The organism is Streptomyces sp. NPDC027672 (assembly GCF_055566335.1).
On the sequence record NZ_JBVHSO010000007.1, the window covers coordinates 155,651 to 168,300 of the forward strand.

The following is a 12,650-nucleotide window of genomic DNA, read 5'->3' on the forward strand; positions in this document are numbered from 1 at the left end:
CGGCCCCGGCGGCAGGCATCGGCGTGCGGGCCGGTCTCACGCCCTCAACCGCTCCCACAGCCGGGGATAGCGCTGCGCGAGCGCCCGGTCGTCCTCCAGGTCCAGCGGTGTGCCCTCCGGTTCCCCCGGCGCCGGGGCGATGCCCAGGTCGGGCGCGACGGTCCCGGTCAGCTGCTCGTACGCCTCGTCCGCCGCGTACCCCAGCTCCTCGCCGTCGCCGTCGATCTCCTGGTCGAACTCGCCCAGCAGTCCGGCCAGCGCGTCCGGTTCGTGCAGGGCGCCCTCGAAGACCTCCCGGCCCTGCCCGATCAGCCAGCAGCGGAAGTAGTCGAACGCGTCGTCGCTGCACCCGTCCAGCAGCAGCCAGGCCGCGCCCCACAGATCCCAGCGGTAGGCGCGGTTGTAGCGGGCCTCGAAGTGCCGGGCGAAGTCCAGGACCAGCTCCGGGTCGAGCTGGAGCAGCCGGTCCACGAGCAGGTCGGCCTGCTCCTCGGGGTCGCCGCCGGCGGCCTCGCGGGTGGTGTCGATCAGCTCCCAGAACTCCGTCTCGTCCATCACGCCACCAGGATCCGGCCTCGGCCGGTGGGGCGCACGCGGAGTGCGGAACAGCGCCGTCAGCCGCCCCCGCGCCGGTACAGCGCGGCGGCGCGGGCCGCGTCCGCCGCGAACCGCTCCCGCAGCCCGGCCGGCGCCAGCACCTCGGCCTCCGGTCCGAGCGCCGTCAGCTGGGCGTGCGCGATCTCCTCCGACTCCACCGGCAGCGTCACCGTCACCCAGCCCCCGGCGTCCGGCGCGCCCGGTTCCGCCAGCGCCTCCCGCGCGGCGAGCGGATCGACGGCGTGCGGCAGCCGGCGCACACCGTCCGGGGAGAGCCGTACACGACCTCGGCGCGCAGGATCGACCGCGCGAACCGCTCGGCCTGCTCCGCCCAGAAACCGGGCAGGTCGAAGTCCGGGTCCCGGTCGAACCGCTCGTCCAGCGGGTCCACCGCGGTGAACCGGTCGATCCGGTACGTCCGGAACGCGCCGTCGCCGGCCACCCGCGCGCACAGGTACCAGACGCCCGCCTTCAGCACGAGCCCGTACGGCTCCAGCCGCCGCTCCACCACGCCGTCGGCGCGCCGGTAGCAGGCGAGGACCCGGCCGTCCGCCCACACCGCCTCGGCGAGCGCCGGCAGCGGCGCGGGCGTCTCCGGCTCCCGGAACCAGCCGGGCGCGTCCAGGTGGAACCGCCGCGCGGCCGAGTCCGGCGCGTCCCGCAGCGAGGGCAGCAGCGCCGCCGCCACCTTCAGCCGGGCCGCCGAGGCGGCGTCCTGGAGCCCCATGTCCCGCAGCGCGCCCGGCACCCCGCTCAGGAACAGCGCCTCGGCCTCGCCGCGGGCCAGCCCGGTCAGCCGCGTCCGGTACCCGCCGACCAGCCGGTAGCCGCCGGCCCGCCCCCGGTCCGCGTACACCGGCACGCCCGCCTCGGACAGCGACTGCGCGTCCCGGGTCACGGTCCGCTCCGACACCTCCAGCTCCCGCGCCAGCTCGGCGGCGGTCATGGAGGCCCGGGACTGGAGCAGGAGCACCATCTTGATCAGGCGGGCGGCACGCATGCGTTCATGATGCCGGGCGGCACCGGCGACGGCGGCGGGGGACCGGGAAGCCGGGGAAAGCCGGGGAAGCCGAAAAAGACACAGCAGGGGTACGGCCGCGGCCGTACCCCTGCCTGGCGCGGGCGGTGATTACAGCCCGTACCGCTCCCGGGCCTCCTTGACCGCCGTGGCCTTGACCTCGCCGCGCCGGGCGAGCTGGGCCAGGGCAGCGACGACGATCGACTGGGCGTCGACGCCGAAGTGGCGGCGGGCGGCCTCACGGGTGTCCGACAGACCGAAGCCGTCGGCGCCCAGCGAGGACCAGTCCTGCTCCACCCACTGCGCGATCTGGTCCGGGACCTGGCGCATGTAGTCGGTGACCGCGAGGACCGGGCCGTCGGCGCCCTGGAGCGCCTGGCGGACGTACGGCACCCGCTCCTCGCCGCGCAGCAGGGCCGCGTCGGCCTCCAGCGCGTCCCGGCGCAGCTCCGACCAGGAGGTCGCGGACCACACGTCGGCGGCCACGCCCCACTCCTCGGCCAGCAGCCGCTGCGCCGTCAGCGCCCAGTGGATCGCCGTGCCCGAGCCGAGCAGCTGGATGCGCGGGGCACCCGCCGTCACGGCCACCCCGGCCGACTCCGCCGTGTTGAAGCGGTACAGGCCCTTGACGATGCCCTCGTCGATGCCGAGGCCCTGCGGCTTGGCCGGCTGCGGCAGCGGCTCGTTGTAGACCGTCAGGTAGTAGAAGACGTTCTGGTCCTCGCCCGGCTTGGCCTCGCCGTACATCCGGCGCAGACCCTCGCGGACGATCACCGCGATCTCGTAGGCGAACGCCGGGTCGTACGTCAGCGCGGCCGGGTTGGTCGCGGCGATCACCGGGGAGTGGCCGTCGGCGTGCTGGAGGCCCTCGCCCGTCAGGGTGGTCCGGCCCGCCGTCGCGCCGACGAGGAAGCCGCGGCCGAGCTGGTCGCCGAGCTGCCACATCTGGTCGGCCGTGCGCTGCCAGCCGAACATCGAGTAGAAGATGTAGAACGGGATCATCGCCTCGCCGTGCGTCGCGTACGACGTGGAAGCGGCGATGAAGTCGGCCATCGAACCGGCCTCGGTGATCCCCTCGTTGAGGATCTGGCCGTTCTTGGCCTCCTTGTAGTACATGAGCTGGTCGCGGTCGACCGGCTCGTACGTCTGGCCCTTGGGCGAGTAGATGCCGAGGGACGGGAAGAGGCTCTCCATGCCGAAGGTGCGCGCCTCGTCCGGGACGATCGGCACCCAGCGCTTGCCCGTCTCCTTGTCGCGGACGAGGTCCTTGACCAGGCGGACGAAGGCCATGGTAGTGGCCACGTTCTGGGTGCCGGAACCCTTGTCGAAGGAGGCGAACGCCTTCTCGGCGGGGGCGGGCAGCGGGGCCAGCGCGTGGGTGCGGCGGGCCGGGGCCGGGCCGCCGAGGGCCGCGCGGCGCTCCTGGAGGTAGCGCACCTCCGGGGAGTCGGCGCCCGGGTGGCCGTAGGGCACCACGCCGTCGGTGAAGTCGCTGTCCTTGATCGGCAGCTCCAGCAGGTCGCGCATCGCCTTGAACTCGTCCACCGTCAGCTTCTTCATCTGGTGGTTGGCGTTCTTCGACGCGAAGCCCTCGCCGAGGGTGTGGCCCTTGACCGTCTGGGCCAGGATCACGGTCGGCGCGCCCTTGTGCTCGACGGCGGCCTTGTACGCGGCGTAGACCTTGCGGGCCTCGTGGCCGCCGCGCGAGAGGTGGAAGCACTCCAGGATCTTGTCGTCGCCGAGCAGCTTCGCCATCTCGGCGAGCGCCGGGTCGGCGCCGAAGAAGTCCTGGCGGATGTAGGCGGCGTCGCGGGTCTGGTACGTCTGCACCTGCGCGTCCGGCACCTCGCGCAGCCGGCGGACCAGCGCGCCCGTGGTGTCCAGGGCGAACAGCTCGTCCCAGGCCGTGCCCCACAGCGTCTTGACGACGTTCCAGCCGGCGCCGCGGAACTGGGCCTCCAGCTCCTGCACGATCTTGAAGTTGGCGCGGACCGGGCCGTCCAGGCGCTGGAGGTTGCAGTTGATGACGAAGGTGAGGTTGTCCAGCTCCTCACGGGCCGCCAGGGCGAGGGCCGCCGTCGACTCGGGCTCGTCCATCTCGCCGTCGCCCAGGAAGGCCCAGACGTGGGAGGCGGAGACGTCCTTGATGCCGCGGCTGGTCAGGTAGCGGTTGAAGCGCGCCTGGTAGATCGCCGACAGCGGGCCGAGGCCCATGGAGACCGTCGGGAACTCCCACAGCCAGGGCAGCCGGCGCGGGTGCGGGTACGACGGCAGGCCGTTGCCGCCCGCCTCCTGGCGGAAGTGGTCCAGGTGGTGCTCGGAGAGCCGGCCGTCGAGGAAGGCGCGGGCGTAGATGCCCGGGGAGGCGTGGCCCTGGATGTAGAGCTGGTCGCCGGAACCGTCGCCCTCCTTGCCCTTGAAGAAGTGGTTGAAGCCGGTCTCGTACAGCCAGGCGGCGGAGGCGAAGGTGGCGATGTGGCCGCCGACGCCGTGCTTGCTGCCGCGGGTCACCATCGCCGCCGCGTTCCAGCGGTTCCACGCGGTGATCCGCGCCTCCATCTCCGGGTCGCCCGGCAGGGCCGGCTCGGCGGAGGTGGGGATGGTGTTGACGTAGTCGGTCTCGAGGAGCTTCGGCAGCGCGATGCCGCCCGCCTCGGCGCGCTCCAGCGTGCGGCGCATCAGGTACGCGGCACGGTGCGGCCCGGCCTCCCTGGCGACGGCGTCCAGGGACGCCTGCCATTCGGCGGTCTCCTCCGGGTCGCGGTCCGGGAGCTGGTCGAGCGCGCTCGGCTGGATGGCGTGGGGGTCGGTCATGTCGCCGCCTTCCTCAGTCGAAGGGGGTTCCCTCAGGTAAGGGTTCGGGGGTGCCCTTGGTCTTTGGCAGGACAGGGCAGTGGACTTCGGTGGAAGTCCGTCGGCGACTGTAACTCCCTGATCGATGATCGATCAAAGGGGCGAGGCGGAAAAAGTCTTGATTCCGAGAAAGTAGGCACCGGGTGCCTTCGAAATGGGCACCGGGTGCCGCTTCCGGGAGGGGTTTTCGCAGGTGAGCGGGGGTATGCTCGGCTGGCTCAGGCGCGCGGCGCGCAGCCCAGCACATGGGCCTTCACCAGTTCCGCGATCCGCGGATCACGCCGCTGGAAGGCCTGCACCAGCTCCTCGTGCTCCTCCGCGTACGACTGCTGGACCGTGCCCAGCCAGCGGATCGACAGCGCCGTGAAGACCTCGATGCCCAGGCCCTCCCAGGTGTGCAGCAGCACCGAGTTGCGCGCGGCGCGCACCAGCTCCCGGTGGAAGCCGACCGTGTGCCGCACCTGGGCCGTGCCGTCCGCCTCCCGGTCGGCCTCGTACAGGGCCGCCACGTGCGGTTGCAGCGCCGAGCAGTCCTCCGCCAGCCGGTCGGCCGCCAGCTCGGCCGCGATGGCCTCCAGACCGGCCCGGACCGGGTAGCTCTCCTCCAGGTCGGCCGCGGTCAGATTGCGGACGCGTACGCCCTTGTTCGGGGCCGACTCGATCAGCCGCAGCGACTCCAGCTCGCGCAGGGCCTCCCGCACCGGCGTCTGGCTGACCTCCAGCTCGGTGGCGATCCGGCGCTCCACGATGCGCTCGCCCGGCTGCCAGCGCCCGCTGACGATTCCCTCCACGATGTGCTCGCGGATCTGCTCGCGCAGCGAGTGGACGACGGGCGCGGTCATGACGGCTCCTTAGGCAGGGCTTCGACGTGTAGACAATACGGCCGGTCCGCTCCGCGGGCAGGGCGCGCGGGGGCGCTTTGGCGCAGGTGAGACGAGCCTTACACGCCGCGCGCCCCGACAAACACGCACACCCCGCCCGGAAGGTTCCGGACGGGGTGTGCGCTGCGGTCCGATCGGGACGGCACCGGCCGGCTCACGGCCCGGTGCGCGTCCCCGGCGCTGGTCAGAGACCGAGTTCCACCTCGAACTCGCCGGCCTCCAGGATCGCCTTGACCGTCGTCAGGTAACGGGCCGCGTCGGCGCCGTCGACCAGACGGTGGTCGTAGGAGAGGGTCAGGTAGGTCATGTCGCGGACGCCGATGACCGTGCCCTCCTCGGTCTCGATGACGGCCGGACGCTTGACCGTGGCACCGATGCCGAGGATCGCGACCTGGCCCGGCGGCACGATGATCGTGTCGAACAGCGCGCCGCGCGAACCGGTGTTGGAGATGGTGAAGGTCGCGCCGGACAGCTCGTCGGGCGTGATCTTGCTGGCCCGGACCTTGCCCGCCAGCTCGGCCGTGGCCTTGGCGATGCCCGCGAGGTTGAGGTCGCCGGCGTTCTTGATGACCGGGGTCATCAGGCCCTTCTCGGAGTCCACCGCGATACCGACGTGCTCGGTGTCGAAGTAGGTGATGGTCCCCTCGGCCTCGTTGATCTTGGCGTTGATGACCGGGTGGGCCTTCAGCGCCTGCGCGGCGGCCTTGACGAAGAACGGCATCGGGGAGAGCTTGACGCCCTCGCGGGCCGCGAAGGAGTCCTTCGCCCGGGCGCGCAGCTTCATCAGACGGGTGACGTCGACCTCGACGACCGAGGACAGCTGCGCCTGCTCGTGCAGCGCCTTGACCATGTTGTCGCCGATGACCTTGCGGATGCGCGGCATCTTGACGGTCTGGCCGCGCAGCGGGGAGGCCTCCAGCGCCGGCGCCTTCTTCGCGGCGGCCGGAGCGGCGGCCGGGGCCGCGGCCGGAGCCGGGGCGGCGGCGGCCTTGGCGGCCTCGGCGGCGGTCAGGACGTCCTGCTTGCGGATCCGCCCGCCGACGCCGGTGCCCTTGACGGTGGCGAGGTCGACACCGTTCTCGGCGGCCAGCTTGCGCACCAGCGGGGTCACGTACGCGCCCTCGTCGGTCGCCTGGGTGGCGGTCGGCGAGGTCGGCGCGGTGGCCGGGGTCACCGGAGCCGGAGCCGGGGCGGGCGCCGGAGCCGGAGCCGCGGGCTGGGCCGGGGCGGCAGCGGCGGGAGCGGGAGCCGGGGCCGGAGCCGGGGCGGGCGCCGGAGCCGCGGCGGGCGCCGGAGCCGGCTCGGGGGCCGGGGCCGGGGCCGGGGCCGGGGCGGGCGCCGGGGTCTCGGCGGCCGGGGCGGGAGCCGGGGCGGCCGGGGCGGCGGCGGGGGCCGGGGCAGCGCCCGGGGCGCCGATGACGGCCAGCTTGGCGCCGACCTCGGCGGTCTCGTCCTCGCCGACCACGATCTCCAGCAGCACGCCGGAAGCCGGCGCCGGGATCTCGGTGTCGACCTTGTCCGTGGAGACCTCGAGCAGCGGCTCGTCGGCCTCGACGGAGTCGCCGACCGACTTCAGCCAGCGGGTCACGGTGCCCTCGGTCACGGACTCGCCCAGCGCGGGCAGGACCACGTCCGTGCCCTCCGCGCCACCGGCCTCGGCGGCGGGAGCGGGAGCGGCCTCGGCGGCGGGGGCCGGCGCCGGGGCGGCCGGGGCCTCGGCGGCGGGGGCAGGGGCAGGGGCAGGCTCGGCGGCCGGGGCCTGGGCGGGCTCGGCGGCGGGGGCCTCGGCGGCAGCGGGCGCGCCCGTGCCGTCGTCGATGAGGGCCAGCTCGGCGCCGACCTCGACGGTCTCGTCCTCGGCGACCTTGATGGACGCCAGCACGCCGGAAGCCGGCGCCGGGATCTCGGTGTCGACCTTGTCCGTCGAGACCTCGAGCAGCGGCTCGTCGGCCTCGACGCGCTCGCCCTCGGCCTTCAGCCAGCGGGTGACAGTGCCCTCGGTGACGCTCTCGCCGAGCGCCGGAAGGGTTACGGAAACCGCCATGGTTTCGGTTGCTCCTAACGAATTGCGGAAGTCTGTGTCGTCGCGCCCGAAGACGGAAGGCGTCAGTCGTGCATGTGGAGGGGCTTGCCGGCCAGGGCCAGGTGCGCCTCGCCGAGAGCCTCGTTCTGCGTCGGGTGGGCGTGGATGAGCTGGGCCACCTCGGACGGCAGCGCCTCCCAGTTGTAGATCAGCTGCGCCTCGCCGACCTGCTCGCCCATGCGGTCGCCGACCATGTGCACGCCGACCACGGCGCCGTCCTTGACCTGGACCAGCTTGATCTCGCCCGCGGTCTTCAGGATCCGGCTCTTGCCGTTGCCGCCGAGCGGGAACTTGATCGAGACGACCTTGTCCGCGCCGTAGACCTCCTTGGCCTTGGCCTCCGTGATGCCGACGGAGGCGACCTCCGGGTGGCAGTACGTCACCCGCGGGACACCGTCGTAGTCGATCGGAACGACCTTCAGACCGGCCAGACGCTCCGCCACCAGGATGCCCTCGGCGAAGCCGACGTGCGCGAGCTGGAGCGTCGGGACCAGGTCGCCGACGGCGGAGATGGTGGGAACGTTGGTGCGCATGTACTCGTCGACCAGGACGTAGCCGCGGTCCATCGCGACGCCCTGCTCCTCGTAGCCCAGGCCCTGGGAGACCGGGCCGCGGCCGACGGCGACGAGCAGGACCTCGGCCTCGAACTCCTTGCCGTCCGCCAGGGTGACCTTGACACCGTCCTGGGTGTACTCGGCCTTCTGGAAGAAGGTGCCCAGGTTGAACTTGATGCCGCGCTTGCGGAAGGCGCGCTCCAGCAGCTTGGAGGAGTTCTCGTCCTCGACCGGGACGAGGTGCTTGAGGCCCTCGATGACCGTGACGTCGGCACCGAAGGACTTCCACGCCGAGGCGAACTCGACGCCGATGACACCGCCGCCCAGGATGATCGCGGACTTCGGCACGCGGTCCAGGACGAGGGCGTGGTCGGAGGAGATGACGCGGTCGCCGTCGATCTCCAGGCCGGGCAGGGACTTCGGCACGGAGCCGGTCGCCAGCAGGACGTGGCGGCCCTGGACACGCTGGCCGTTCACGTCGACGGAGGTGGGGGAGGACAGTCGGCCCTCACCCTCGATGTACGTCACCTTGCGGGAGGCGATCAGACCCTGCAGGCCCTTGTACAGGCCCGAGATGACGTCGTCCTTGTACTTGTGGACGGCCGGGACGTCGATGCCCTCGAAGGTGGCCTTGACACCGAACTGCTCGCTCTCGCGGGCCTGGTCGGCGATCTCGCCCGCGTGCAGCAGGGCCTTGGTGGGGATGCAACCCTTGTGCAGGCAGGTGCCGCCGACCTTGTCCTTCTCGATCAAGGCGACGTCCAGGCCCAGCTGGGCCCCGCGCAGGGCCGCGGCGTAACCACCGCTACCACCGCCGAGGATCACTAGGTCGAAAACGGTGCTGGCGTCGTTCGCCACGTCACGTCCTCCATGCATGTGCGCCGTAGGCCGGTCGACGATGACCGGCAGGCGGCTGGTGTCCGGCCGCTTGATGCTTCGGCCCTTCGGTGGGGGCCCTGTCCTGCCGGGCTCCATCTTTGCACTTGTCGGACGGGATCGAGACGCCGGGCCGGTGTGTGAGACGTCCCACGTCCGGCGGGAACGGACGCCGGACGCGGCGGCGGCGCGGGGCCGCGGGGGCGATCACGGCCGCGCGGCCCGCGCCGCGCGACCGGCCCCCGCGCCCCCGCGTCCCGCGGGCGGCCGGGCGGACGTCAGCCCAGGTCGCCTTCGGCGGTCAGCTCCGCCAGCCGCACCAGCGTCCGCACCGCGGAGCCGGTCCCGCCCTTCGGCGTGTACCCGAACGGGCCGCCCTCGTTGAACGCCGGGCCGGCGATGTCCAGGTGCGCCCAGGTGATGCCCTCGCCCACGAACTCGCGCAGGAACAGGCCGGCCACCAGGCCGCCGCCCCACCGCTCGCCCATGTTCGCGATGTCGGCCACGGGCGAGTCCATGCCCTTGCGCAGGTGCTCCGGCAGCGGCATCGGCCAGGCCGGCTCGCCGACCTCCTCGGCCGCCTCGTACACCGTGGTGCGGAACGCGTCGTCGTTGGCCATGACGCCGAACGTCCGGCTGCCCAGCGCCAGCATCATCGCGCCGGTCAGCGTGGCCACGTCCACGATGGCGTCCGGGTTCTCCTGCGAGGCCGCCCACAGCGCGTCGGCGAGCACCAGCCGGCCCTCGGCGTCGGTGTTGAGCACCTCGACCGTCTTGCCGCTGTACATGCGCAGCACGTCACCCGGGCGCACGGCGGAGCCGGAGGGCATGTTCTCGGCCAGCGCCAGCCAGCCGGTGACCTCGACCTCCAGGCCGAGGCGGGCGGCGGCGACGACCGCGGCGAACACGGCGGCGGCACCGCTCATGTCGCACTTCATGGTCTCGTTGTGGCCGGCCGGCTTCAGCGAGATGCCGCCCGAGTCGTAGGTGATGCCCTTGCCGACGAAGGCCAGGTGCTTCTCCGCCTCGGGGTGCTTGTACGACAGCTTCACCAGGCGCGGGGTGGCCGCCGAGCCGCCGCCGACGCCCAGGATGCCGCCGTAGCCGCCCTTGGCCAGCGCCTTGTCGTCGAGCACCTGCACCTTGATGCCGTGCTCCTTGGCCGCGGTCTGCACGAGGGCGGCGAAGGAGGCCGGGGTGAGGTCGTTCGGCGGGGTGTTGACCAGGTCGCGGGCGCGGTTCAGCTCCTCGGCGACCGCGACCGCGCGGGCCACCGCGCCCTTGTGAGCGGCGTCGCGCGGCTTGCCGCCCAGCAGCGCGGCCTCGGCCAGCGGCGCCTTGCCGTTCCTGGCCCGGCCGTTGCCCGCCTGGGCGCCGCTCTTGTAGACGTCGAAGGAGTAGGCGCCGAGCAGGACGCCCTCGCCGATCGCGCCGAGCGCGCCGGCGCTGTCCACGGGCAGCGCGAACGCGGCCTTGCGGCACCCGGCGAGCGCGCGGGCGGCGACACCGGCGGCCTTGCGCAGCGCCTCCGGGTCGAAGCCGGCGCTCTCGTCGGCCTCCGCGTCCGAGGGCCCCGGGCCGAGGCCCACCGCCACCACGAGCGGGGCCTTGAAGCCGGCCGGTGCGGGCAGCTTGGTCAGCTCGCCCTCGGCACCCGAGGCGCCGAGGGTCTCCAGGACGCCGGCCAGCTTGCCGTCGTACGCCTTGTCCACGGCCTCGGCGCCCGGCGCGACGACGGGCCCCTGGGCGCCCTTGGCGACACCGATCACGATCGCGTCGGCCCGCAGGCCGGGCGCCGCGGCGGTGCTGAGAGTCAGAGCAGTCACGGTGGTGAGTTCTCGCTTCCGATGTGAAGTTCCTGTGGCCGAAACGGGGTGGGTCGACCGGGCCCGGGAGCCGACCCTAGGCCCAGGCCCGGGGACAGGTGACAACCGGGGCCGCCACCTCGCCGGCGAACACCCGGGACGAGACTACGCGCGTACGTGCGTTCGCTCATTCCTTCGGGTGGCCACCCGTGCGTGGCACCGGCCCGCCGCTCCCGGCCGCGCTCCCGTGCGCCGGGCGGCGCGCGCCGGGTTCCGGCGTGCCGCCGCCCCACCGGTTCGGATGACGCCCCGGCGCTCAGCGGCCGAGCGAGAGCACCACGAGCACCGTCGTCGCGGCCGTCTCGGCCACCGCGCCGAACACGTCCCCGGTCACCCCGCCGAACCGCCGCACACAGCGCCGCAGCAGCAGTTCGGCGGCGCAGAGGCCGGCGGCCACGGCGAGGGCCGTCCGGGCGCCGTCGTACCCGCCGGAACAGGCGCCCGCCGCCCCGGCCGCCGCCACCGCCCCGGCCACCACGCCCAGCGCGGCCGGCCGCGGCACCACCCCGGCCACCGCGGCGCCCAGCCCCTCCGGACGGGCCGCCGGCACCCCGGAGCGCGCGGCCAGGGTGAGCGCCAGCCGGGCCGCGAGCGCCGAGACCACGGCCGCCAGGGCGCCCCGCGTCCAGGAGGCGCCGTAGAGCTGGGCCAGCACCGCCACCTGGGCGAGCAGCACCAGGACCAGGGTGAGCACGCCGAACGGTCCGATGTCCGACTGCTTCATGATCCGCAGCGCGTCCTCGGCGGGCTTGCCGCTGCCCAGCCCGTCCGCGGTGTCGGCGAGCCCGTCGAGGTGCAGGCCCCGGGTCAGCGCGGCGGGTACGGCGACCGAGGCGACGGCGGCGAGCAGCGGGCCCGCGCCCAGCCGGAGCAGCAGCAGGCCGAGCCCGGCCGCGCAGAGCCCGACGGCCAGCCCGGCCGCCGGCGCCCACAGCATCCCGCCGCGCGCCGCCGCGCGGTCCCAGCGGCGCACCCGCACGGGCAGCACGGTGAGCGTGCCGAAGGCGAAGCGCAGGCCGTCGCCGGCCGACGGCGCGGCGGACGGGGACGGCGGGGAGGGCGGGGAGGGCGGGGACGGTGAGGAGGGTGTCGGCACCGGCGCAGGGTATCCGGCGGTCCCGGGGCCCCCGGCGGCGCCCGGGGATAAAGTGCGCACATGGGGCACTGGTGGGTGCGGAACATCGTCGAGCCGGGCAAACTGCCGCTGCTGCTCGCCCTCGCCGCCTTCGTGCTGACCTTCGCCGCCACCCGGGCCGTCACCCGGCTGATCCGGGCCGGCAAGGGCCCGTTCGGCAACGTCCGGGCGGGCGGGCTGCACATCCACCACGTCGTCCCCGGCGTCGTCCTCACCGTCGTCGGCGGCTTCGGCGCGGTGGCCAGCGACCGGCACGGTGCCGGCGGGGCCGTCTCGGCGGTGCTGTTCGGCATGGGGGCGGGCCTCGTGCTGGACGAGTTCGCGCTGCTCCTGCACCTGGACGACGTCTACTGGAGCGCGGAGGGCCGCAAGAGCGTCGAGGTCGTGGTGCTCACCGCGGCCCTCGTCGGGCTGCTGCTCGCCGGGTTCTCCCCGTTCGGCGTCGACAACCTCACCCGGCAGGAACTGACCGACCGGACCACGGCCGTCGCCAACATCGCCGCCAACTTCGTCCTCTCCCTGGTCGCGCTGGGCAAGGGCAAGACCCGGACCGCGCTGTTCGGGGTGATCGTGCCGCTGGTCGCGCTCGTCGGCGCGGTCCGGCTCGCCCGCCCCGGCTCCCCGTGGGCCCGCCGCTGCTACGGCCGCCGGCCCCGGGCCCGGGCCCGCGCCGTGCTGCGTGCCTACCGGCACGACCGGCGTTGGGCGGGGCCGCGGCGGGCGGTTCAGGACTGGATCGGTGGCAGACCGGACCCCCGCCCGGCCCGGCTGCCGGACCACCGGTGAGG

Annotated in this window: 8 protein-coding genes and 1 pseudogene; 1 reads left to right on the forward strand and 8 read right to left on the reverse strand. The window is 73.9% G+C overall.

The window, feature by feature from the left end; all coding sequences use genetic code 11:
* Positions 1 to 36 precede the first annotated feature (36 nt).
* From ACZ4SV_RS18745 to ACZ4SV_RS18780, 8 genes and pseudogenes are all read right to left on the reverse strand, one after another.
* The gene (locus tag ACZ4SV_RS18745; RefSeq protein WP_365874578.1) at positions 37 to 555 is read right to left on the reverse strand and encodes a DUF4240 domain-containing protein; all 519 of its coding nucleotides are present in this window, start codon (positions 553 to 555) and stop codon (positions 37 to 39) included.
* A 59-nt stretch (positions 556 to 614) separates the two neighbouring features.
* Positions 615 to 1,597: pseudogene (locus tag ACZ4SV_RS18750) on the reverse strand (helix-turn-helix transcriptional regulator).
* Between the two features lie 129 nt (positions 1,598 to 1,726).
* On the reverse strand, positions 1,727 to 4,429 hold the full coding sequence (gene aceE, locus ACZ4SV_RS18755) for a pyruvate dehydrogenase (acetyl-transferring), homodimeric type (RefSeq protein ID WP_397941960.1): 2,703 nt from the start codon (positions 4,427 to 4,429) through the stop codon (positions 1,727 to 1,729).
* A 257-nt stretch (positions 4,430 to 4,686) separates the two neighbouring features.
* The gene (locus ACZ4SV_RS18760; RefSeq protein WP_365874570.1) at positions 4,687 to 5,310 is read right to left on the reverse strand and encodes a GntR family transcriptional regulator; all 624 of its coding nucleotides are present in this window, start codon (positions 5,308 to 5,310) and stop codon (positions 4,687 to 4,689) included.
* Between the two features lie 223 nt (positions 5,311 to 5,533).
* Positions 5,534 to 7,393 (reverse strand): 2-oxoglutarate dehydrogenase, E2 component, dihydrolipoamide succinyltransferase, encoded by a 1,860-nt coding sequence (gene sucB / locus ACZ4SV_RS18765; RefSeq protein WP_468005556.1) that lies wholly within the window; start codon positions 7,391 to 7,393, stop codon positions 5,534 to 5,536.
* A gap of 62 nt (positions 7,394 to 7,455) precedes the next feature.
* The gene (gene lpdA, locus ACZ4SV_RS18770) at positions 7,456 to 8,844 is read right to left on the reverse strand and encodes a dihydrolipoyl dehydrogenase (protein WP_365874574.1); all 1,389 of its coding nucleotides are present in this window, start codon (positions 8,842 to 8,844) and stop codon (positions 7,456 to 7,458) included.
* 296 nt (positions 8,845 to 9,140) lie between these two features.
* On the reverse strand, positions 9,141 to 10,688 hold the full coding sequence (locus ACZ4SV_RS18775) for a leucyl aminopeptidase (protein ID WP_365884215.1): 1,548 nt from the start codon (positions 10,686 to 10,688) through the stop codon (positions 9,141 to 9,143).
* Positions 10,689 to 10,983: 295 nt separating this feature from the next.
* Positions 10,984 to 11,823: an adenosylcobinamide-GDP ribazoletransferase gene (locus ACZ4SV_RS18780; protein WP_468005559.1), complete on the reverse strand. Its 840-nt coding sequence runs from the start codon at positions 11,821 to 11,823 to the stop codon at positions 10,984 to 10,986.
* A gap of 60 nt (positions 11,824 to 11,883) precedes the next feature.
* On the opposite strand from ACZ4SV_RS18780, the gene ACZ4SV_RS18785 reads away from it, so the two are divergent.
* Entirely contained in the window at positions 11,884 to 12,648 is a 765-nt protein-coding gene (locus ACZ4SV_RS18785; RefSeq protein ID WP_397945719.1) for a hypothetical protein, read from the forward strand.
* Positions 12,649 to 12,650: the final 2 nt, after the last annotated feature.

Coding starts and splice junctions, on each gene's coding strand:
- aceE (WP_397941960.1), bottom strand. CDS start 4,429: ATGACCGACCCCCACGCCATCCAGCCGAGCGCGCTCGACCAGCTCCCG.
- ACZ4SV_RS18760 (WP_365874570.1), bottom strand. CDS start 5,310: ATGACCGCGCCCGTCGTCCACTCGCTGCGCGAGCAGATCCGCGAGCAC.
- sucB (WP_468005556.1), bottom strand. CDS start 7,393: ATGGCGGTTTCCGTAACCCTTCCGGCGCTCGGCGAGAGCGTCACCGAG.
- ACZ4SV_RS18785 (WP_397945719.1), top strand. CDS start 11,884: ATGGGGCACTGGTGGGTGCGGAACATCGTCGAGCCGGGCAAACTGCCG.
- ACZ4SV_RS18745 (WP_365874578.1), bottom strand. CDS start 555: ATGGACGAGACGGAGTTCTGGGAGCTGATCGACACCACCCGCGAGGCC.